Source organism: Cohnella sp. GbtcB17 (genome assembly GCF_019091135.1).
GTDB lineage: Bacteria > Bacillota > Bacilli > Paenibacillales > Paenibacillaceae > Cohnella.
In genome coordinates, this window is sequence record NZ_JAGXJW010000001.1 from 163,125 (window position 1) to 185,777 (window position 22,653).

General features: G+C 57.8%; 13 protein-coding genes. 11 read left to right on the plus strand and 2 right to left on the minus strand.

What is annotated here, in order from left to right:
• The first annotated feature begins 21 nt into the window (after window positions 1-21).
• The 5 genes from KVT38_RS00570 to KVT38_RS00590 all read left to right on the plus strand — a co-directional run bounded on the left by KVT38_RS00570 (window position 22) and on the right by KVT38_RS00590 (window position 9,771).
• Window positions 22-3,138, plus strand: coding sequence for a heparinase II/III domain-containing protein (locus KVT38_RS00570; RefSeq protein ID WP_217591731.1), 3,117 nt, complete (start codon window positions 22-24; stop codon window positions 3,136-3,138).
• 191 nt (window positions 3,139-3,329) lie between these two features.
• Entirely contained in the window at window positions 3,330-5,096 is a 1,767-nt protein-coding gene (locus KVT38_RS00575; protein ID WP_217591732.1) for a cache domain-containing sensor histidine kinase, read from the plus strand.
• Window positions 5,096-6,691: a response regulator transcription factor gene (locus KVT38_RS00580; protein ID WP_217591733.1), complete on the plus strand. Its 1,596-nt coding sequence runs from the start codon at window positions 5,096-5,098 to the stop codon at window positions 6,689-6,691. Before KVT38_RS00575 ends, KVT38_RS00580 begins: the two co-directional genes overlap by 1 nt.
• Before the next feature lie 48 nt (window positions 6,692-6,739).
• Window positions 6,740-8,035, plus strand: coding sequence for an ABC transporter substrate-binding protein (locus KVT38_RS00585; protein WP_217591734.1), 1,296 nt, complete (start codon window positions 6,740-6,742; stop codon window positions 8,033-8,035).
• A gap of 140 nt (window positions 8,036-8,175) precedes the next feature.
• On the plus strand, window positions 8,176-9,771 hold the full coding sequence (locus KVT38_RS00590; RefSeq protein ID WP_217591735.1) for an ABC transporter substrate-binding protein: 1,596 nt from the start codon (window positions 8,176-8,178) through the stop codon (window positions 9,769-9,771).
• Between the two features lie 143 nt (window positions 9,772-9,914).
• Here the strand turns inward: KVT38_RS00590 and KVT38_RS00595 are convergent, their stop codons facing one another.
• Both KVT38_RS00595 and KVT38_RS00600 read right to left on the minus strand, forming a co-directional pair.
• Window positions 9,915-11,273, minus strand: a complete 1,359-nt coding sequence (locus KVT38_RS00595) for a glycoside hydrolase family 28 protein (protein ID WP_217591736.1) — start codon at window positions 11,271-11,273, stop codon at window positions 9,915-9,917.
• 159 nt (window positions 11,274-11,432) lie between these two features.
• Complete coding sequence (locus tag KVT38_RS00600) at window positions 11,433-12,224, minus strand: alpha/beta fold hydrolase (protein ID WP_217591737.1); 792 nt, start codon at window positions 12,222-12,224, stop codon at window positions 11,433-11,435.
• A 215-nt stretch (window positions 12,225-12,439) separates the two neighbouring features.
• Between KVT38_RS00600 and KVT38_RS00605 the strand changes: the two genes are divergently transcribed.
• The 6 genes from KVT38_RS00605 (at window position 12,440) to KVT38_RS00630 (ending at window position 22,573) form a co-directional block, all read left to right on the plus strand.
• Window positions 12,440-14,005, plus strand: a complete 1,566-nt coding sequence (locus KVT38_RS00605; protein WP_254638866.1) for a glycoside hydrolase family 43 protein — start codon at window positions 12,440-12,442, stop codon at window positions 14,003-14,005.
• 242 nt (window positions 14,006-14,247) lie between these two features.
• Window positions 14,248-15,201, plus strand: a complete 954-nt coding sequence (locus KVT38_RS00610; protein ID WP_217591806.1) for an ABC transporter permease — start codon at window positions 14,248-14,250, stop codon at window positions 15,199-15,201.
• Window positions 15,202-15,225: 24 nt separating this feature from the next.
• Window positions 15,226-16,107 carry a carbohydrate ABC transporter permease gene (locus tag KVT38_RS00615; RefSeq protein ID WP_217591738.1) on the plus strand — a complete coding sequence of 294 codons (882 nt, stop codon included), beginning with the start codon at window positions 15,226-15,228 and terminating at the stop codon, window positions 16,105-16,107.
• An 86-nt stretch (window positions 16,108-16,193) separates the two neighbouring features.
• Window positions 16,194-17,855, plus strand: coding sequence for an ABC transporter substrate-binding protein (locus KVT38_RS00620; RefSeq protein ID WP_217591739.1), 1,662 nt, complete (start codon window positions 16,194-16,196; stop codon window positions 17,853-17,855).
• A 133-nt stretch (window positions 17,856-17,988) separates the two neighbouring features.
• A complete protein-coding gene (locus tag KVT38_RS00625) occupies window positions 17,989-19,047 on the plus strand; it encodes a dienelactone hydrolase family protein (protein ID WP_217591740.1) in 1,059 nt (352 codons plus the stop codon).
• Window positions 19,048-19,066: 19 nt separating this feature from the next.
• A complete protein-coding gene (locus KVT38_RS00630; RefSeq protein ID WP_217591741.1) occupies window positions 19,067-22,573 on the plus strand; it encodes a hypothetical protein in 3,507 nt (1,168 codons plus the stop codon).
• Window positions 22,574-22,653: the final 80 nt, after the last annotated feature.

A 22,653-nucleotide genomic window follows, 5' to 3' on the forward strand; every position in this document is an offset into this window, starting at 1 on the left:
CGAAAGAAGGGTGAGAGAAAAATGGAAAAATCGCACAACCGGGAAAAGTTGGAGAAGCTCGTCGAACGCGCGCAGGAAATGCTGCGAACGCGATCCGCTTATTTTACGGAGGGGTCCAAGCTGGCCATCGGCGACCTGGTCGGTGAAGCGGAGCGCGCGCTGGAGGGAAAAGTCGAACGGGCGTTTACGCGCAGCCGTGCATTTTACCGGCCAAGGGAAGAAGAAGAAATGATGTTCGCCTCACATCGCTATACGATGGCGCCGACCTACCGTAAAGAAGGCGTATTCGATTATTACGGACTTGAGCCCGGATTGGCTTGGTTCGAGCAGCAGGATATGGGAAGGCTCGCCGAGGAGGAGCTCCGCGCCAGAGCGGTCCTTGCGATCCAAAAGGCGAACGAGCTATTGGACGGCGCGACCTTCGGGCAAGACGTCGGCTGCTACGACGCTTCGGCCGGCAGCACACTGAAAAGCGCCCTGGAAGATCTCGAGGTCGCGCTGCGCGAAAAAGAAGCCGCCGATTGGAAGGACAGGGCGTCGCGAGCCGTCGTTGTTTGCTTCGACCGGATTCGCGATTTTCGCTTTTCCCGGGTATTCCGTACCGATCTCGATCCGAAGTCGAGCTTGTACTTCGCGCGAGAACAGCTTGAGGGGATCAAGCAATCGGTACGAACCCGGCCGCTCGTTCGGGCGCAGTACGAGCAGATCGTCGGGCTCTCCGAGCGATTCAGTCCAGCATATATTGACAAGGCTATGGCGCAACTGACCAAGGAAACGTTCGATTACGACGAATTGAACGCCGATTTTTATTTGTGGAGCACGACGGACAAGATCGTGAACTTCACGGCGCCCGCGCGCGCCGTCACGGCGTCCATCGCGTTTATTCTGCCGGCGGAAGAAAACGAGCGGGACGGATTAGGCCACGTATGGATCGACGACCTGCACGTATTGTCGGCGACCGGAGGCAGCCTGGACATCGCGAACGGGGGATTCGACGAGGGCGGGGAAGCGCCCGACTGCTGGAACGCCGTACCGCTCCAAGGCAATCCCGTCCTGCGATGGGAGGACCGCTACCCGTTTTGCGGGGGAGGCGACCGGGCGCATGGCGGCACGGCGAATCCATCTTCTCAGGTCGCGTTCCGGTACGCCGAAGACGCCGGCCGACGTTCGCTGTATATTTGCAATCCGACGTCTCAAGACGAAGGCTCGTGGCAGTATGAGGGAAGGTTCGCGGTACGGCCGGAGGAAGGCTATACGCTGACGTTCGCCGCCAAGATCGACGGGAAACTGAAGCGCGGCTTGCGAACCGTGATCACCTATTACGATTCGGACGAGCAGATCGCCGGCATTTACGAATATGACTTTAACCGCAAATCTTCGCTGCCGGCGGGATGGTTTCAACTGTCAATGCAATGCGACGCCATCCGTCACGCGATGACGGGAGAGCGGACGTATGCGCAGAAGGCTAAGCAGGAGATGTTGTACACGCTCCACGACTTCTGCCAGGGAGCCGAGCATTGGCTCGCGACCAACCTGCGTCCGGAGGGAAGCGACAGCTACGGCGCCGTCCAGGGCGGCAGACTGCTGTGCAGCGCGGCGGTCAGCTATTCCTTGATCAAGGAAGCAGGCGTATTCGATCAAGCAGAAAAAGAGAAGTTGTACGCTATGGTCGATTATTTGCTTCGTTATATGATCGACCTGCGCGACCGGACCGAGCTGACGCCGCAGGAGGCGCAGCATGCGAGCAGCAACTGGCAGACCGATATGTGCGCCGGCACGGTCTTTATGATGCTCGCGCTGGACGATTTTCCGAATCGCAAGCCTTGGCTCTACAACGCGCTCGCCGTATTGAAGGCGCAGCTTGAGCTGAACGTCAATCCGGACCGCTCGTGGCCCGAATCGATCCGGTATCACCACGCGGCGCTGGAGCGCTTCGCGGGCATCGCCAAGGTGCTCCTCAACGGGACCGGCGACGACTGGTTCCGCACGACGCCGCTCGCCCGCATGTTCGGCTTCAGCATCGAGATGCAGACGCCAGGGTACGCGTACTTCGGCGACCGCATCGGCACGCCGCCATTCGGCGACCATGCGCTGGGCGACGGCGGCGAATTCGGCAGCTTCGCCGCCTATTTCTCGGATGTCGCGAACGTGGATCGGCAGCTGGCCGACCGGATGTTCCGCACCTGGGAGAAAGCGGGGAAGCCCTTCAAGAAGCTGTGGGGAGAGGGCGTCGTGCTGGAAAATATCATGAGCGCCTGCGACGATTATGAATCGGCGGCGTCCCTGAACCTGACATCCACCCGCGCTTTTCCGAATGCCGGCATTTATGTCTTTCGCAACCGCTACGGCACGCCGGAGGAGAGCTATTTCGCCATCATGTCGAGCCCGGAGCCGATTGCGCACGGGCACCTGGACCAAGGCTCGTTCGTTCTGTATAAAAAAAAGGTGCCGCTGGTCATGGACAGCGGGATCGAAGGATACTTCGACAGCAGCACGCGTTGGCATATCAGCGCCTACTCTCATGCCTGCGTGCAGTTCGCGACGGGACGGACCGATATCGTGAAGGACGGCGAAGGGGCCATCAACTTGTCGGCGGGCACCTACAGTCTGGAGCGGGGATGGGTGGACGTCCCCCGGACGAGCAAGGTCGTCGACTGCGAGCTTGACCCCGATACGGACTCGATCACGATCGAGATCCGCAATCCGGAGGGGAACGGGCGGCATCTCCGGCATGTCGTTTATTGGAAGGAACCAGACCTGTACCTCATCGAGGATACGGTTATGGACTTCGAAGGAGACCTGCTGTTCAGTCTGCCCGTCGCCTCTAAGGGTTCAGTCGTGCGCGGCCAGCGCGTCTATTCGCCGGGCACTTACGGCATTGATCTGGAGACGGTATTCGTCAGCCGGGTGAAGCGGATCGGGCTGGAGAAAGGGCGGTCGACCCCGTTCTTCGATAGCGGCAATTCGGATTATTCCACGATGGATTATATACGGGCCGTCGCGAATGCGAACGATGGATTCGTCACCTTGCTCTATCCGAAGGAACACGGGCAAGCAGCTGTGGAAGTAGAAGAGACAGTCGACGGAGCGCTTCGAATCGCCGCCGGGAACTGGCAAACGGTATGGAAGCGCCGATGAAGCCGCCTAGCTGCTTGTATAGCCGCCTCGGCCTTGAAGCGATTCTCTTAAAAAACATGATTCAACGCTTAAAAAAGTGCGTGTCAATCCGTTCGGACTTATGTTAAATTGAAACCGTATCCGATTCCCTCATTCCTACCCGAATGGGGGAATTGTTATTTCAACTGACGGCGGGCAGGCGGAGGAAACCTATGAATAGGTGGTCGAACATCAGACACAGCATCTTCTTCAAGTTCGCACTCGCCTTTCTCGCGGTCGGCATCGTTCCGCTCCTCGTATTAAGCGGGTTCGCGCTCAATCAGTTCACGTCGCAAGTCGAGCGTCATACGGAGAACAATTATAATGAGATGATCTTGTACCTGAGCAAAAACGCGGACGATATTTTTCGAAGCTACAATGAATTGTCGAAAACGATGTATTACAACGCGCAATATTCGTCCGATCAAGCCCCCGGTTATATCCGGGAGGAGATCGACCAAAACGCGCGCATGAATCAAATGACGATCAACGACTTCCTTAAAACGGTACTGTTCAGCGATTCGCATATCGTCAATGCGTTATTCGTTCGCGAATCGGACCAGACCGTCTTCCAGCAGTCGCGGATCAGCCGCTCGCTGGACCCGAACATTCCGTATCCTCCCGTGAACTGGTCGTACGCGCTGGCGTCGCAGCCAAAGGAGTTGGCGGTCTTTCCGCCGCATCTGGAAACCTATTATGCCAGTACGGACATGGTCATGACGTTCGCGCGGAGCTTCATCGATACGTCGGGCAAGCCGGGCGGACCTGTCATCGGGACGCTGTACTTCGACGTCGACCTCGACATATTCGGCCAACTGTTCAAGCAGGTCAACTTAAGCAAAAACGATCAGATGTACATCGTAGACTCGAAGGGCTACATCCTGTACAGCAATCAGTCGGACAAGCTGGGCAAACGCTTCGACGAACCCGGCATCCGCAAAGACGTAAGACGCATGCTGTTCGCCCAGCCGATGCCTTTTACGAAAGGGCAAGTCATCGGTCTCACCTCCAAGACAGACTTGTTCGCCTCCATGGAGCGGATCCGTTCGACCGTCATCCTTGTGTCGGCGATCTGTCTGCTCGCTTTAGTGCTGCTGGGCATGCTGTTTTCCAGGCGGTTTACGCTTCCGATCCTGGACATTATGAGGCATATGATCCAAGTCGAATCCGGCAATCTCGATGCCGCGGTCGAGACCCGGCGCAAAGACGAGATCGGGCGGCTCGCCCACGGATTCAACCGGATGCTCGAGCGCCTGCGCCAGTTCATCCACGACGCTTACGTCCTCGAACTGAAGCGCAAGCAGACCGAGCTGAATGCTTTAAAAAGCCAGATTCGTCCGCACTATCTATACAATACGCTGGAGGTTATCCGGATGAGTGCGGTGGCCAACGACGACGGACAAGTCGCGGATATGATCCACGCCCTTTCCGATCAACTGAAGTACGTCATCGACTATGGAGAGGAATGGGTCAGCGTAGAGCGGGAGCTCGACCATCTCCGGAATTATTTCCATTTGATCAACGTCCGGTTCGACGGCCGGATCGAGCTGAGGCTCGACGTGACCGATGAACGTCTGCTCTATGCCTCTGTCCTCAAGCTCACGATCCAGCCGTTGGTAGAAAACGCAGTACAGCACGGCTTTCGCCCGAGAGTCACCAAAGGCATGGTCATGGTCACGATCGAAAGGGCCGGGGACAACGATATTGCCGTGACGGTATACGACAACGGAAGCGGCATGAGCCCGGAGGAGGTCGACCGGCTCAATCGCCGGATGGAGGACGATCTGGGGACGGCGGGCAAGAGCATCGGACTTAAAAACGTGCATGAGCGCGTGCGCCAGGCATGCGGCGCGCCTTACGGCATCTTGGTGGAGAGCAAGCCGGATATCGGCACGTCGGTCCGCATCCTGTTTCCGCTTCGAATGGAGGAGAGAGTCTGATGAGAACGATACGTATGCTGCTGGCCGACGACGAGCCGGTCATTCTGCGCGGACTGCGCAAGCTGCTCCCGTGGCACGAGCTCGGGATCGAGATCGTCGGTGAAGCCTATGACGGCCAAGAACTGCTGGACTTGATGGAAGCCTGCCATCCCGACCTCGTCATCAGCGACATCAGCATGCCGGGCTGCACCGGCATCGACGTCATCCGGCACGTGCACGAAGCCGGCTTGGACATCAAGGTCGTATTCATCAGCGCCTATCAAGAATTCGCCTACGCGCAGGACGCGGTCAAGTATGGTGCGCTGGATTACCTGGTCAAGCCGGTCAACAAGATCCAGCTGGAAGCGGTCGTCCGCAAAGCCATTCGCATGGCGGGCGAGCGATCCGCGCGCGAGAGAGATAAGGAGATCGCGGGCCTGTTCGAAAAGCAGAAACGGCTCGACGCAATCGAAGAGGCCCTGCAGCGGCTGATCGACGGAGACCGTTCGGCTGCGGGCAGCCTTCGATCCAAGCTGACGTTCGAGGCGCGCGCGCGGGTATCCGTCGCGTTCGGCGAGATGGACGGTATTGGTTTGGAAGGGGAAAACCGCTGGCAGGACCAGGAACGCAAGCTGATCGACTTCGCGATCGTCAACGTGTTGTCCGAGGCGGTAGCCGAGACCGGGTCGGCTATCTACTTCCGACACGGCGACCGGCACGGGATCTGTATCCTTCACGACGACGACGCTTTGCCGCAAGCGATCGCAACGGATCTTCACCAAAAAATAAACCGCTATCTTAAGATCGGATTTACTTTCGGCATCGGAATCGCCGTTGACAGCCTGGAGGAGGCCTCCGTGTCTGCGCGGTACGCGGAAGAGGCTATCAAGCTCAAGTACTTTGAAGGACTCAATCGCGTCATCTCATACGAGCCAACGGGTGCGGATGAGAGAGCGAAGTTGCGTGCGGAAGAAGCGCGCCGGCAGTTGGGCCGCTCGTTAACGCAGCCCGGCACGAACGATGCGCCTACGTTCGGTCAACTGACGGATGCCGTCCGGAGCGCGACGCACGGGAACGCGGCAGCAGCCGTCTCGGCGGTTTACGACGCGCTTGCAGGCTTGAAGCAGGAGCTTGCGGACCTCGGTGTTCCGATGGCGGAGCTCGATGCCGAATTTTCGAACTTGCTGGCCGATTTGAACGGCTTTCCGACCTTCGAGACCATGGCCGGCTACGCGTGCGCCCGCTTCGAGCAGTTAACCGACCGGGCCGCAGGATGCCTGGCCAACAAGGATTCCTTCCAGATGGCCGAGATCAAAGCTTATATCGATTCGAATTATACCGAGAATTTGACGCTGGAATCGATCGCAGCGAGGATTTACATGAATCCCTATTATTTCAGCAGTTTTTTCAAGAAGCATACCGGGCGGAATTTTAAAGAGTACGTCACGGAAATACGGATGAAAAACGCGCACCGGCTGCTCCTTCAAACGGATCTGATGGTCTACGAGATCGCCGATCGGGTCGGCTACAATAATGCGAGGCACTTTAGCGACATGTTCAAGAAAAGGTACGGGAAGCTGCCGCTGGAATATAAACAGTCTCTGAAAAACTCGTAACGGTATCGCTCGCGGATGCGATTGCAATGGCAAAAGGGAGGCGCGGGCATGCGCGGATCGAAGTTTGGGTTTCTGATTTTGTTTTTGCCGCTGCTCCTTGCATCATGCGGATCGGGAAGCGAGGAACAGCCTGCCGGCGACGTTCAAGCGGAGCCCCTCACATTGACGATCGTATTCGCAGGCGGCGATCTTGCCCATAAACAAGGCATTTCGACCGTTATTTCCGATTTCGAACGCGCTCATCCCTCCGTCGCGATTCAAGAGGAAAACGAGTCGTGGTCCGGGAGCTATGCGGATTTTCTGAAAATGAAGGACGCCGTCGGCGAGTTTCCCGACCTGGTGGAGATGCGGGACACCCAACTGTTCGCGGATGCGGGTCTGATCGCGCCGCTGCCCGCGGAGGTCGAGACGCTGCTGCAGCCCGTTCCGGCCGTGAACGGCGCCGTGTATGCGGCGCCGCTCGAAAAACCGGCGCCGCTCGGCATCATTTACAGCAAGGCACTGTTCCGCAGGGCCGGGATCTCAGGCCCGCCTGCCACCTTCGGCGAATTCCTGGAACTCTGCGAGAAAATCAAAGCGTCGGGCGTGAATCCGTTAGTCGTAGGCGGCAAGGACACCTGGCATATGGGATTTTGGATCAACAAATTTTTGATTGACGAAGTCTACGCGGAGCAGCCGAACTGGAATGCGCTTCGAAGCGAACGCAGCGCGAGTTGGGGCGATCCTGGCCCGAAGCGCGCGCTGGAGCGACTTGCGCTGCTGTGGAAACAGGGCGACGTCGCGCCCGGTTATATGGATACGGCGGACAATCAGACCGTTGCCTCACTGCTGTCGGGTCAGGCGGCGATGCTCTACACGGGTCCGTGGATGTTCAACCAGATCAAGGCGGCGGACCCGACGTTCGAATTCGGCTTTTTCGCGCTACCCGACGCGAACGGCAAGGTGAATCTATCGAGCATGGCTGCGCCGATCGGCTGGTCGATCTCGGCCGCCGCCGCCCGAGACCCGGGCAAGCTGGAGGTTCTGAAGCAGTTTCTTCAGTTTTTTTACAGCAGCGAGGAATATTCCAAATACCTGCAAACCGTTAACGGCATTCCGGCGACGCAGCAATCCGCCGCGGTCGTATCCACCCCGCTGCTGCAGGGGATCCTGGACCTGATGGACGATCCGAGTACGGGCCAGTCCGCCTTCATGAACAATTTTTGGGGAGACAATGCGCTGCCCGCGGGCTTTCGCGATTGGTTTTACCGGCGGGTGCAGGATTGGCTCAACGGTAAAACGACGCTGAACGAGCTTACGGCCGCCGCCGACAGGGAATGGGACAGGGCGAAGTCGGGCGGATGAACAGTAGAGGCGAGGCACGCGGAATTCCTTAAGGAATTGCGGTATACGCTTAAATTTGTGACATACCCGGCGTCATTCGGGCATGCTACTGTAAAGTTAAACGCTTTCAAAATTTCGCAGCGGGAGAGGGTGGCCGGTGGATGAAGCGTATTAAAGCGTTGCTGCTGCTTATCTTGCTGCCTTTGATGATATGCGGCTGCGACCGGCTCTTTTCCGCGAGCGGCCAAACAAGCGGGGATTCTTCGGATGCTCCCCCGCCCGTTACGCTTCTTTTTCAGTTTTTCGGAGACAAGCCGACCGATCTGGATCTCGTGATCCAAGAGTTCGAGAAGCGCACCGCGGATTCGCTTCGCGTGAAGCTCGAGACCGAGTGGGACGCACCCGAAGAGTACAAGCAAAAGATCAAGCTTAAGCTGGCGGCGGGCGAATCCGTCGATGCCGTCTTCGATGCCTCTTGGATGAATCTCAATCAGAACGTGGCGCAGGGCTATTATCAAGTGCTGGATAAGTATTTTAACAATGACGACTACCCCGGGCTAAAAAAAGCGTTTCCCGCCGATTATTTGGACGCGAACCGAATGAACGGCCATATTTACGCCTTGCCGCTGACGCAATTGTTTCACGATATCGAACTCGTCTTTATCCGCAAGGATCTGCGGGAGAAATACGGCATGCAGCCGATTCGCTCAATGGCGGGCCTGGAAGAGTATCTGGAGCGTGTCCGCCGGGAAGAGCCGAGCATGATACCGCTGGCGCTTAAGGGAGAACGCGGGTTTTACCGGATGTTCGAGAACCAGGCCAAGCAGACAAATTTTCGTGCTTCGCCGACGGCGCTATCCGGCACGGGCATCGCTTTTAACGTCGTGCTGTCAAATGACGGAAAACAAGTGCTCGGCGCGGCCACCTACGGGGACCCCTCCTCCGAGTACGCCAAATTCCCGGCGCCGCTGAACCAGCCCGATTATTTTACGCAAGTGTTCGATCAGAACGCAGCCTGGAACCGGTTTGTGCAGACCGACGTGCTGAACGAACGGAATGCCTTGCTGCTGCTCGAATCCGGGAAGGCCGCCGCAGCCGAGGGGACGGTCAACGATTGGGCGTCTGCGAGGCAGAAGCTGAAAACTGCCGTGCCGGGCGCCGATCTGGAAGGCTTCGTCTACATCGATTGTCAGCGCAACCGCGAGGCCGGATGCATCGGAACCGATTATCGGGCCTGGAACGATCTCGCCATTCCTGTGACGTCCAAGCATGCGGACGATACGATGCGGTTCCTGGACTGGTTGTTCCAGAGCCAGGAAAACCATGATTTGTTCGAGCTGGGCATCAAGGGCAAGCATTGGACCGAGGGGGCGGAAGGCACTTATCATACCACGTCAGAGTCGTCCGATTATGCCTTCCCGGCCTTCGAGTTGACCTGGAACCCCTATCTGTCCCGTATCGGTGCCGACGCACAGCCGGAAATTCAGGATTTGCTCGCGTATGAAGCCGATCCCGCCAGTTATTACCGCCTGCCCCTGTCGGGATTCCTGTTCGATCCGACCCCCGTCAAAACCGAGATCGCGAAGGTTCAGCCGCTGGCCAATCAGACGATGCAGGTTCTGAACAGCGGCTTGGACCCGAATTGGCGCGATAGCCTGGCGGCCTTGAACAAAAAGCTGAGAGGCTTGGGGCTGGAGAAGATTAGGGCGGAGCTGGTTCGTCAGATTCAAGCCTATCTGGATCAAGGAGGCGCGTAAGGGCATGATCCTGGCGCTAAAACGACTCAGGACGCGTGGCCATTAGAAGCGCTGCTAATATTGAAGGGGCAGGACCTCTAACTGTGGCAATAGGCAAACGATGCGGCCCCGTGGGCCGCATCGTTTGCCAGTGTTGTCGTCCGCTACGAATAAACGATAATATCTTCCTTATGGATGCCACAGTTCTCAATGATATACGGAGCTCTTGTATCTTCTTGCAGGGCATGAAACTTCAGCCCTTCCAACGCGAGACGCTCAACGTTTCTGACATCCATAAAGGTGGTCCGGCTCCAGGTCGGATAATAATTTTCGGATACCTTCGGAGGATGATCGAATCGCATATCCCAAACCTTAGGGTATTCTGCGGGAATATCTTCTTTCTTTACGCCTCCCACAAATGTATAGGTCATATTTTTAATCGTTAAATCGCGAATTGGATAGCTGTCGCAGGCATCGACCCGAATGCCGTTAAAGGAAGGACAGCCCATCACATCATCGGTGAAGCGATAATGCGTGTTCATCATTTCATCGTCATCCGTCGCGATAATGTCCGACAACATGATCCGCGCCATGATGCCGATTTCCGGCATATCGTTCAGGCCGATGGAAGATCCGATCTCGTCCAACCGATTGTTCAAGAGGATAAAGATCGGCCGCGAGACATTTCGCATCAACAGGCCTTGGGCGACAATGTCGGTTATGCTGCCGCCCTCCGAACATTCAATCTTGATTCCTTCACGCCATACATTCTCAAAAGTACAGTTTTGGATCGCTACGTTCGAGATATCGCCTACGGACTTGAGCCCGATCCGGATGCCCGCGCAGATGGACGTAAAATGACAATTCGTAATATGCACGTTTTTCATCGGATAGTCTTTGCTACTTGCTTGCAAGCATAGATTGTCATCCGTCCCGAGGATTTTGCAATTGGAAATAAAGACGTTTCGGCAGCCGTCGTAATCCAGCCCGTCCCCGTTATATCTTCTGTCGTTGCGGATGTCCAAGTCTTCGCACCATATATTTTCGCTGTCCAGGAAGGCGGTTGTCCATGCCGTCGAATTGTAGAGCCGCAGCCCTTTGACGTGAATATTTTTGCACCGCAGGAACCGCATCATCATCGGACGGTAGATGCTGCCCTCGTTCGGAAAACGTTCAGCATTCCCGTTGATCTCACCCTCTCCGACAATACCGATGTTGGAAGCATCCTCTGCATAAATGAAGCATTTGTCCATGTCTGTCTCATTGGTATATCGGTTGTAGTGCGTCCCGTCCGGGTAGTCGCCGATGTCCGGATTGGCCAGCAGAATTGCCGACGGATTCACCTGCAAGTATACATTGGACTTCATAAAGATCGTTCCCGAGACAAAGGTGCCGCCCGAGAGCACGACATAACCGCCGCCGGCGTCAAAACAAGCGTCAATCGCCTTTTGAATGGCTCGCGTGTCGATCGTAGAGCCATCGCCTTTAGCGCCATATTTCTTAACGTCAAATACATCCGACATCTCTCATTTCCTCCAATCCGATGGTCTTCACACGCTATTACGTTGAGCATGTCCAGTTTATTACGTGCCTTGACGGATGGGAATGCGAATTCTTAAGTGGAAAGTATTCTTTTTTATGGACTTGACGGGGACCACGCAAACGAAGCTGTTCGCTGTTCGCTAAGAGCAAGCGCTGCGCAAGAAGGCTAACAACTCCCGGTTGTAGGCAGAGGCATTTTCCAGATTGCAAAAATGGCCTGCGTGCGGAATCGTTTTGAATAGGGCCTGTCTCAGCAGGGATGTCAAGGCCAGACAGGACGCCCGACTGCCGTCCGAGTCCAACTCTCCGAAGAGGACGAGCGCAGGCGTATTGGAGAATCTGGCTTCGGTCAGTCTCTGAGCCGTAGCGGCCCCGCCGATGGGCAAATACGTCTCAAAGCGAGGCTGCCAGCCGGACCAGGACATCACCATCTCCGACAGCTTTTCCCGAAAGGTCTCATCCTCGCCATTGCAGCACGACAACAGGTCCTTCAGCCAGTCGGCCTTGAAAGCTGTCATATCGATCTCCCGGCCTTCAGGCGGGAGATGCTTCGCTGGAAGCTCGGTAGGTCCGTCGAACAGAGCGCCGCTGGACACGACGACGGACAGCGTCCGTTCGGGATGAAGGGCAAGCATGTCCAGCGCCACGAATGAACCGAGCGACAGCCCGACCAGATGCGCGTTGGCGATGCCCATTCGGTCCATCAGACGCTTCAAATCCTCCGCGTGCCCAAACCGCGCGCCAGGAACGGGCATATCGGACAGCCCGTAGCCTCTCATATCGTATCGAACCACATCGTATTCTTGCGCCAATAGCTTGAATTGAAAATCCCACATGCGGCGGTCCACCGAATGGGCATGAATGAGGACGACCGACTCGCCCGAGCCTTCCCGCTCCGCGTATAATTCCGCTTCTTCGACAGAATAGCGCATGCCGTTTCACCTCGCGTTTTCAATATCTCTAAGCCTAACAAATCGTTCCGAACGACGGAACGCAGAAATTGAAGAGGAATTGGCAAGTTTTTAGGCAAACATTGACCGCCTCAAAAGATGTTAAAAAACTGAACATCTGACTAAAGAACCTTCACTCTCGACGAGCTGCAGCGATGATAAGCTGAAGTCAAGAAAAGTTCGAAAGGAGTCTGACGATGATTCGCAATCCCGTGCTGACAGGCTTTAATCCCGATCCGTCCATCATTCGGGTCGAGGACGACTATTATATGGCGGTGTCCACCTTCGAGTGGTTCCCGGGCGTCGGTATCTACCATTCCCGAGATCTGGCGAATTGGCGCCTTCTCACATACCCCCTGAACCGCATATCCCAGCTCGACCTGAGAGGGGATCCCAGCTCCGGCGGCGTCTGGGCGCCGGCGCTCTCCTATCATGACGGTGTTTTCTATTTGCTGTATACGGATGTCAAAGCCAGGAGAGGCGCTTTTAAGGATCTGCATAATTATGTGGTGACAGCCAATAACATCGAAGGGCCGTGGTCGGAGCCGGCCTATCTGCATGCGCGGGGCTTCGACCCGTTCCTGTACCATGACGACGACGGCCGCAAATGGGTCGCGAATATGCGCTGGGACTACAGACCGGGGCGCAGTCGCTTCGCCGGCATTGAGCTGCAGGAATTTTTGCCGGCCGAACGCAAACTGATCGGTCCCGTTAACCTGATCGCAATGGGTTCCCCGATCGGCGTGTCGGAGGGACCGCAGCTGCTGAAGCGGGACGGATGGTATTATCTGCTGCTCGCCGAAGGAGGCACCGGTTATAATCATGCGGCTACGATCGCTCGCTCACGCAGTCTGCTTGGTCCCTATGAATACGATCCGCACTCGCCGCTTATGACGACCGTGAACGATCCGGCGCATCCGCTGCAGAAGGCCGGGCACGGCTCGCTTGTCGAGACGCAGAGCGGCGAATGGTACATGGCGCATATTTGCGCGAGGCCGTTGCCGGGAAGACGCCTGAGTCCATTGGGCAGAGAAACCGCCATCCAGCGCGTGGAATGGACGGATCAAGGCTGGCTTAGACTGGCGGGAGAGGGCAAGCTTCCGGCGCTCGAGGTACCTGCGCCGCGTATGGCGCCTCATCCTTGGCCGGCGAAGCCGGTCAAAGACGACTTCGATACGCAGAAGCTGGGCATCGACTTCCAAAGCCTTCGTATTCCGACGGACAATGTCTGGCTCAGCCTGTCCGAGCGTCCGGGCTATTTAAGACTGCGTGGACAAGAATCGCTGGCTTCCTGGAATCGTCAGAGCCTGATCGCACGTCGCCTGCAGCATTTTAGCGCTGAGGCCGAGACCTGCCTTGAGTTTGAGCCGAATCACTTCAATCAATGCGCGGGACTGGTCTGCTACAGCGACGAGTCGGACTATTTTTATTTGCGGATCGGCTATGACGAGACGAACGGCAGACATGCCCGGGTAGTAACCTGTAAATCAGGCAACTACGAGGAGGCGGAGGACAGCGTTCCTCTTGCAGATCGCCGCTGTTATTTAAAGGCCGTATTCGATCACGACCGTCTGCAATTCAAGATATCCCTCGATGGAGCAGCATGGACAGATATAGGTCCCGAGCTCGACGCGGGACAGCTCGCAGACGACTACGAGGGCAAGCTAGGCTTCGCGGGCACGATGATCGGCATGTGCGCGCAGGACCTGTCCGGCACGATGAAGCATGCGGACTTTGATTATTTCTCATACAGAGAGATCTAAACTAAAGGGGCCTTGCGCCTTCCATTTTAAAGAAGACATCGGCCGAAGGTGTGGGGCGGATGTCTTCTTTAAGTTTATCTCGCTGCCGCAGCTGCATGTGCCATGCGCCTTAAAAAACCGCGATCTAAGCTTAAAAAGCTTCATTCAAGGCGCTTCCGCCGCATGGTAGAGTTAACGCATGCCAACGAAAAGCACCACAATAACTGGAAAAAGGAGGAAGCGCCTTGAAAGAATCTGCACTCATCCAGGCTCCGGCTGCCACGGCCGCGACCGAGAAAAAAAGAGGCACTTTCCGAACCGAGATTCGCAGAAACGGGCTGCTGTACCTGCTGACGCTGCCCGGAATCTTGCTCATATTCGTGTTCTCTTACTTGCCGATGGGCGGCATCGTCGTCGCTTTCCAGAACTTCAACGCAATCAAGGGAATCACGGGCAGCGAATTCGTCGGCTTCAAAAACTTCTCGTTTTTCGTCGAATCGCGCGAAGTGCTCCATGTCATCTTCAATACGCTGTATCTGAACGCGCTTTTCATTTTGTGCGGCACGCTGGCTTCCGTCGGAATTGCCGTCATGTTTTCGGAGCTTGGCGGCAAGTGGTTCAAACGAATCGTTCAGTCGCTGGTCACGCTTCCGAATTTTCTCTCGTGGACGGTCATCGCGATGTTCGTGACCGCGCTACTGTCAAGCGACAACGGCATGTTGAACAAGTGGCTCGAGGCATTCGGCATCGCCCCGATCGCTTATTTTAACGAGCCTCATATGTGGCCGTGGATCCTCGTGCTGATCAAGGTATGGCAGGGGGCGGGCTTCGGATCGATCGTATACCTCGCGACGATCACGGGCATCAACCCTGACATTTACGAATCAGCTTCGATCGACGGCGCGAGCCGCTGGGAGAAAATCCGCTTCATCACGCTGCCGCTGCTGAAGCCGACGATCATCCTCATGATCCTGCTTGCCATGGGCGGCATCTTCTACGGCGACTTCGGCATGATCTACGCGCTGGTCGGCCGGAACGTCATGCTGTACCCGACGACCGATGTCATCGACACATATGTCTACCGGGCGTTGATGGATCTGGGCGATATGGGCATGGCGGCCGCGGTAGGCGTCTTCCAATCCGTCATCGGCTTCATCCTTGTCGTCACGGTCAATCAACTCGCGCGCAGATTCAGTCCCGATTCGGCGCTCTTCTAATCTTCGACGAAAGCTGGTGCAGCCTTGATCAAGGAAAGCCAAGGAGACAGAATTCTCAAAGCCGTCATGTACGTCATTCTGACTGTGTTCGCCGTCTATTGCGTAACACCTTTTCTATCCGTCATCAGCAGCTCGCTGACGTCGGAGGGATCCATCTTGCGCGACGGATACTCCATCATCCCGCGAGCGTTCACGCTGGACGCCTACAAGCTGATCTTTAAGGACGCGACGATCTATCGTGCCTACGGCGTGACGGTGTTCGTGACGATCGTCGGCACCGCGCTTGCGATGCTTGTCACCTGCGCGCTGGCCTACCCGCTGTCGATCCGCGCCCTGAAGTACCGCAACGGCATTAACTTTTACGTGTACTTCACGATGCTGTTCCACGGCGGTCTCGTCGCCAATTACCTGCTCATCTCCAAATACCTCGGCATGCGGGATTCGATCTGGGTGCTGATCATCCCGGCGCTGGTCAGTCCGTGGAATATGTTCCTCATGCGGAATTTCTTCAAATCCGTCGACGAGTCCCTTGCTGAGTCCGCGAAGATCGACGGCGCGAACGACTTGTATATCTTTTTCAAGATCGTGCTGCCGATCTCGCTTCCCGCGCTGGCCACGGTCGGACTCTTCTACGCCATGGGATTTTGGAACAAGTGGTTCGAGGCCATGCTGTTCATCTCGGACGAGCATAAATTCCCGCTGCAATATCTGATCATGCGCATCATGAACAATGCGGAATTCGCCAATCAGCTGTCCTCGCAGATCTCGCTGCCCAACTACGTCGTTCCGACGTTGACGACGCGGCTTGCGACGACGGTCGTGACGATCGGACCGATCATTTTCATCTATCCGTTCCTGCAGAAGTACTTCGTCAAGGGCCTCATGGTGGGCGCCGTTAAAGGTTGATTCCGGCTAAATTCGCCGTCTCACGGCGGCGGTTTGGTATAGATGCACGACAATAAAAGGCACGACAATACAAGGGAGGTAACAAAATGAAAGGCAATCGAACAAGCAAGGTGAAAGGGCTTTCATTGCTGGCGCTGTCCACGGCGCTGACAGCTTCGCTAGCCGCCTGCGGCAACGACGGCAACAACGGCAACGGAAACAATGCCGGCCCGAGCGGGTCCGGATCGAGCGCGTCCAGCAGCGCGGCGACCCAGGCGGCAGGCGGCGTGGATACGTCCAAACCCGTCACGCTAAAGGTCATGCTGTTCGGCGACAAGCCGGTCGACATGGACAAGGTGCTGCAGAAATTCGAAGCCGATACGAAGGATACGATCAATACGAAGCTCGATATCGAGTGGAATCCCAACGCGGACCACAAGCAGAAGCTCACGCTCAAAATGACTTCCGGCGAAGCGGTCGATGCCGCGTTCGACGCGCCGTGGATGTCACTCAACCAGAACGTGACGCTCGGCTATTATCAGCAGCTCGACAAATACTTCAACAACGACGAGTACCCGGGGTTGAAGAAAGCTTTCTCCGAGGATTTCCTGAACGCGAACAAAATCAACGGGCATATCTATTCCATTCCGCTCACCAATGCTTTCTACGATATCGACGTCGTTTACATCCGCAAGGATCTGCGCGAGAAATACGGCATGGAGCCGATCCAGAGCTACGAGGACCTGCAAAAATACCTGGACAACGTCCAGCAGAACGAGAAGGGCATGATCCCGTTTGCTTTGAAGGGAGACCGCGGTTTCTACAAGCTGTTTAATCTCGAGGACAAGATCACGAACGCCAAATTGATCGCCGGCACGAGTCCCGGATTCTACGTCTATCTGTCCGAAGACGGCAAGAAGGTCATCGGCGCCACGACGCTCGGCGACGACGCGTCCAAGTACGCGAATCTGCCGGCTCCTTACACGGATCCGTACTACTTCTATCCGCAATACGACAAGGCGGTGGAGTGGAACAAATACGTGCAGAAGGACGTGCTCTCCGAGAAGGATCCTTCCATCCTGTTTGTCGGCGGCAAGTCGGCAGCCAACGAAAGTACGATCAATGGCGCGGCGCAGATTCGCCAACGACTGAAGTCCGCTTTGCCAAACGCCGATATTGAGGCATTTGTTTACAATTCGCGAATGCGCAACATGGAGCCCGGCGCCATTGGCACGGATTATAAAGCCTGGAACGACATCGTGATTCCGGTCACCTCGAAAAACGCGGACCGGACGATGAAGTTCTTCGACTGGCTGTTCAGCAGCCAGGAAAACCATGACCTGCTTGAATTGGGCATCCAGGGCGAGCATTGGACGCCGGACGGCGACCGCTACTACAAGATGACGGACAAGACGTCGAACTACATCTTCCCGACGTACGAGATGACCTGGACGCCGACGATGTCCCGCATCAACGGCGACAACGACGAAGCGACGCTGAAGCTGCTGGATTATCAATCGAAGGAAGATACGTACTATCTGCAGCCGCTGTCGGGCTTCACGTTCAACGTCGAGCCGGTCAAGTCGGAGCTTGCAAAGCTGTCGCCTATCGCCGCCCAGTTCGACCCGGTATTCAAGAGCGGTCTCTCCAAAGACTGGAAGGAAACGGCGACGAAAATGAACAAGCAAATGGCATCCTCGGGTCTTGAGAAGGTCCGCCAGGAACTGATCAATCAGGTTCAGGCGTTCCTGGATGCCGGTGGTAAGTAATAATCAAGTCAAAGCACGGAATATCGAGGCCGCCGGACACCGTTCCGGCGGCTTTCCGATCGCCAGACAGGCGACCTGCATGAAATATCCTGCTGGGTGATTTTAAGACAGTCCTGGAAATGAGGAGACGACCATGACGCAAGCGGATGCTTATTTGGATAGGATGTACGAGCAAGCCTTGGCGCGGCATCAACAGCGAGCCGAAGGAGAGCATGCCGAAGTCCGCAGAATGAGGCTCCGCGGCTTTTTGCGCGACGCGATCGGTTCGTTCCCGCGAAGCGCCGGCGCCGAGCCGTCGCTGCTCGAGCGCGTCGACTGCGGCAGCTACGTACGGGAGCGGGTGCTGCTGTCCGGCGTGGATGGCATGGATTTCGCCGCCTATGTGCTCGTCCCGAAGGAGCTTAAGGGCAGGGCGCCTGCGGTGCTCGCCATCCACGGCCACGGGTACGGAAGCCGGGAGATCGTCGGGCTGACGCCAGACGGCTCGCCGGATGACGGCGAGCCGACTTGCCACCGCCGCTTCGCCCTGCCGCTCGTGGAGCGGGGGCTGATCGTGATCGCGCCGGACGTGCTCGGATTCGGCGAACGGCGTCTCGCCGAAGACATGGACAAGGATCCCCGCGCGAGCAGCTCCTGCTACAAGCTGTCTACCTCGCTGATGATGTACGGGAAGACGTTGACCGGCCTCCGCGCGGCGGAGCTGGCGGCCTCGCTCGATTACTTGGCGTCGCGCGCGGACGTCGACCCGCACAGCATTGGCGCGATGGGCTTCTCCGGCGGGGCGCTGCTCGCCTGGACTTGCGCAGCGCTTGACGAAAGGCTGCGCGCCGTTCTGCTCACCGGGTTCCCCGGCACCTACAAAGGAACGATCCTGTCGGTCTTTCACTGCGTGGACAACTTTACGCCCGGCATGCTCGCGGAGGCCGAGCTGCCCGAGTGGATCGGGCTGCTCGCCCCGAGGCCGCTCTTCATCGAGTCCGGTTCGGACGATCCGATCTTCCCTTCCACGTCGGCGCTCGAAGCGGTCGCCGAATTGGAGCTTCTGTACCGCAGGGCGGGGGCCGAAGAGCGGCTGGCCTGGGACGTATTCCCCGGCGTCCATGAAGTGAGCGGCCGGCTCGCATACGATTGGCTGCACACGACGCTGTTCGCCCTGTCGGACCCTGTCGCTTCCGATTCCTCGCAGTCCTAACAAGGAGGATCTTCGTTTCATGAACACGTATGCTCACGAAAAAGAGAGTGCAATCGATCTGCTGGATTGGATGCAACGTTCCTTCAGAACGGGGGCTCCGTCCGAAGGAGCGGCGTTCGGGCTGGCTGACGGGATCGAGCTGCATTATCCCGGCGCCGCCGGTCCGAACCACTGGTATTTGCATGGCTTTGTGCCGTGCAACGACTTTTCGGCCGACCTAAGGGACTGGGCGTTCGTCACGATGGATATACATTCGCCGTCCGAGATTCAACTCGTCTTGACCGTAGATATCGGATATCTGGTCGACCGCAGCCCGCAGCCGGAGGAGGTCCGATGGATGTTCGCGCAGGTGTATGTCGTTTGCCGCGGCGACAAGCGCGTATCCATACCGCTTCGCGCGTTCGACGATCTGGCTGCGCAGTCGGGCCATTGGAAATTCATACGGGCCGTTCGCGTCCGCGGCGAGGCGGAGGACGGAGATGCATCCGCCGTCCAATTGCAAGGCTTCCGGTTCGAACGCCGGCAGGGCCTGCTCCTCACCGCGCCCGTCCGTTCGCGTTCGGCCGACGCCGGCAGCGCAGCCGAATACGAATTAACGGTCATCAACTGCGCGGACGAAGCGCAGGGAGTCGTCTTGTCGCAGAAAAAAGAGGGATGGGAAAAGATGACGGCGAACCTGGCGCCAGACCGCTTCATCTTGGGGCCTGGCGAGAGCCGCAGCGTACGTCTCGCGGTAACAGTGCCCGAACGGATCGCGCCGGGCGGCTACGAGATGCAGACCATTATCGCGCTGGGCAACGGCGGCGCGGACGCTGCCGAAGAGGTCGCGTTTACGACGGCGCGCAGTCTTCCGCATCCTTATATCTTGATGACGGAGCCGGAATGGGAGGACGCGCGGAGGAGAATTCAGGCGGACAGCCGCGCGCAGGCACTGCTCGGGCGCTATATCGAGCGGGCGGAGCAATGGACCGTACCGCCCGTCCATCCCGGGCGCTATATGTTCGAGACGCACCATTCCCATGAAGCGCAAAACGCGGCAATCGTCTGGAAGCTGACGGGCGAGCGCCGGTATGCGGAAAAAGCCGCCTTATTCCTGCGCAGGCTGACTGATCCGCTCGACGGATACGAACGGCGGATGAAGGCTTGCAGCCAGGAACTCGTGCACGAGGGCGAGTTTTTCAAGCATACGGCAGCCGTCTATGACTTGCTCTGCGAGTCGGATCTGCTGGACGCGGACGACCGTGCGCGGATCGAGAAGGCATTTCGTCTGTATATGGATCTCATCGACTGGGTGCTGCGCGACGGCCGGATCTCGAACTGGTCATTGGCCGAGCTGGCAGGCGCCGTCTTCTGCGCGCTGGCGCTGCAGGATCTCGAACGAATGAACCGGTTCGTCTTCGGCAGCGGCGGCGCGCTGGAGCATCTGGCCAAGGGAACGCTCGACGACGGCTGGTGGTACGAATGCTCGGTCGGTTACAACCTGATGGCAGCCGGCTTGCTGACCGAATTGGCCCAAAGCCTGCGTCCCTGGGGCATCAATCTGATAGATGCATGGGTGCCCGCAAGCTATTACGATCGGGTATCCGCTGGCGACAAGCCGGAGATCGACGGGCTCGCGCTGGATATCTGGGGACCGAACAAGCGGAATTATCGATCGATCGCCCAGCTGTGGGACAGCCTGCTGCCCTTCGCCGATTATCGCGGCATCGTCTTCGGCATCAACGATTCGGCGGAGACGAATATGCCGGGCATAGCGCCGAGGGGCTATCTGGATGCCCGCTTCGATCTAGCCTTCTATTTGTACCGCAAGCCGGAGTACGCCGAACTGCTCGGCAAGTGTCCGCTCGAGGACCGGGACCTGCTGTTCATGCTCCCCGACGAGCCGTCCGAGGAGCCCTACAAGCCGTATCTCGCTTCCGCGTACGCGGACAATGCCGGCGTCGCGGTCTTGCGCTCGCAGACCGAAGGCCGGCCGCCGCGCGAACGAATCCAGGCCGCCGTCAAATACGGCTCGCACGGCGGGGCGCACGGCCAGTACGACCGGACCGGACTGGTGTCGCTCATGCGGTACGGGCGCAGTTTGTTCAACCCGGAGAATATTTGGTACAACTATCACACGTTCATGTACAAGTTTTACGTGCAAAATTCGATCACGCACAACATGGTGACCGTCGACCTGAAGCTGCAGGACCCTACTGAAGGCAGAGGGCTGCTGTTCCATGCCGGCAGTCTGTTCCAGGCGTTCGCCGCAGAAAATGAGGCGCGATGGTCGAACCCGCCGTACGGCGGCTGGCGGGTGAACGGCGACCGGACGTTCGCGGAGCGTACGTGGAACGAAGGGCGGTACGTGCCGATCCCGCCGGACGCTCCTGCTTATTCCAGCCGCTCGGACTTCACGGAGCCCGTCCTTCAGCGGCGCCTGACCGTCGTGACGGACGATTATGTCGCGCTCTTCGACTACGCCAGGGGCGACCGGGAGCACGCGTACGATTGCCTGTTCCATTTCAAGGGACTCGCGGCGATCGAGGCGCCGGTCCGGCGCGATCTCGGACATACCGCGCAGCTGACGGAAGACCCGCTGAGCAGCGCCCAGTTCGTCACGGACTGCCGTTGGTACGCGGTCGAAGGGACGACGCGCACCCGCTTCGAGACCGGCTTCGGAGACGGCTACGACAACCGGGCGAACCGGACGGCGTTCAACGAGGACGGTCCGCTTCATCTGGACTTGTACGCCGCGTGGCCGCCTGCGCGCACGCTGATCGTCGGGACGGAGCCCGAATATCTTCAGGTGGAAAAGCAGCTTGGGTACGAGGTGAGGGGCGACGGCGGCGAAGCGCTCGCGAGCGGGCAGTTCGGCGCATGGGTGCTCGGCCGGGACGATCTTGACCTGTCCGTAGCAGGCGTGAACCGGCTGGAGCTTCGCGTACGCGTCGCCGCGGTGCAGGGCGAGCATGGCTTCCCGAAGACGACGGAGAAGTCGGTTTTCTGGGGCGATCCGTATCTGGTCACGGCAAGCGGGGAAAAGCGGTACCTGGCCGACCTGCCGCTCGAATGCGACAATGTCGATCCCGGGCACGGCGTCGGCGTCGATTATTTCGGCGGTCCGGTGAAGATCGCGGGAGAACGGTTCGACCGAGCGATCCCCGCCAATCCCGCCGATCTCGGTCGGGAGGCCGTCATCGCCGTCGACCTGTCCGGTCTGGACGCCGTCCGGCTGGTCGCCTCAGTCGGAGGGGACTTCCCGCTCGGCGACGAAACAGCCCGCCGCAAGCTAGTCAGTGCGAGGACGGAAGGCAAGCAGGCGCGATTCGTGCATGTCTTGGAGCCGTTCGAGAAGGACGTCGCGATCGAATCCGTCGAAGCCAAAGATGCGGACGCGCTCGAGGTCCGGTTAAAGGACGGCCGGATTCAGGTGATTCGGGTCGCCGGGATCGAGGATAACGGTAACGATCTTCGGGTGGACATGGTCGAGTACGACTCGGCCGGCATGCAGATTCGCCGGGAGTCGGCACGAACGAGCGGCTGAATCGACGGCTAACAATGAACCGAAGGCTAAGATGCGAGTCTGGCAGGCTGGGGAAGATGCAGCCTGCTTTTCTTTGCGCG

Coding starts and splice junctions, on each gene's coding strand:
- KVT38_RS00580 (WP_217591733.1), top strand. CDS start 5,096: ATGAGAACGATACGTATGCTGCTGGCCGACGACGAGCCGGTCATTCTG.
- KVT38_RS00595 (WP_217591736.1), bottom strand. CDS start 11,273: ATGTCGGATGTATTTGACGTTAAGAAATATGGCGCTAAAGGCGATGGC.
- KVT38_RS00600 (WP_217591737.1), bottom strand. CDS start 12,224: ATGCGCTATTCTGTCGAAGAAGCGGAATTATACGCGGAGCGGGAAGGC.
- KVT38_RS00575 (WP_217591732.1), top strand. CDS start 3,330: ATGAATAGGTGGTCGAACATCAGACACAGCATCTTCTTCAAGTTCGCA.
- KVT38_RS00620 (WP_217591739.1), top strand. CDS start 16,194: ATGAAAGGCAATCGAACAAGCAAGGTGAAAGGGCTTTCATTGCTGGCG.
- KVT38_RS00585 (WP_217591734.1), top strand. CDS start 6,740: ATGCGCGGATCGAAGTTTGGGTTTCTGATTTTGTTTTTGCCGCTGCTC.
- KVT38_RS00630 (WP_217591741.1), top strand. CDS start 19,067: ATGAACACGTATGCTCACGAAAAAGAGAGTGCAATCGATCTGCTGGAT.
- KVT38_RS00570 (WP_217591731.1), top strand. CDS start 22: ATGGAAAAATCGCACAACCGGGAAAAGTTGGAGAAGCTCGTCGAACGC.
- KVT38_RS00605 (WP_254638866.1), top strand. CDS start 12,440: ATGATTCGCAATCCCGTGCTGACAGGCTTTAATCCCGATCCGTCCATC.
- KVT38_RS00590 (WP_217591735.1), top strand. CDS start 8,176: ATGAAGCGTATTAAAGCGTTGCTGCTGCTTATCTTGCTGCCTTTGATG.
- KVT38_RS00625 (WP_217591740.1), top strand. CDS start 17,989: ATGACGCAAGCGGATGCTTATTTGGATAGGATGTACGAGCAAGCCTTG.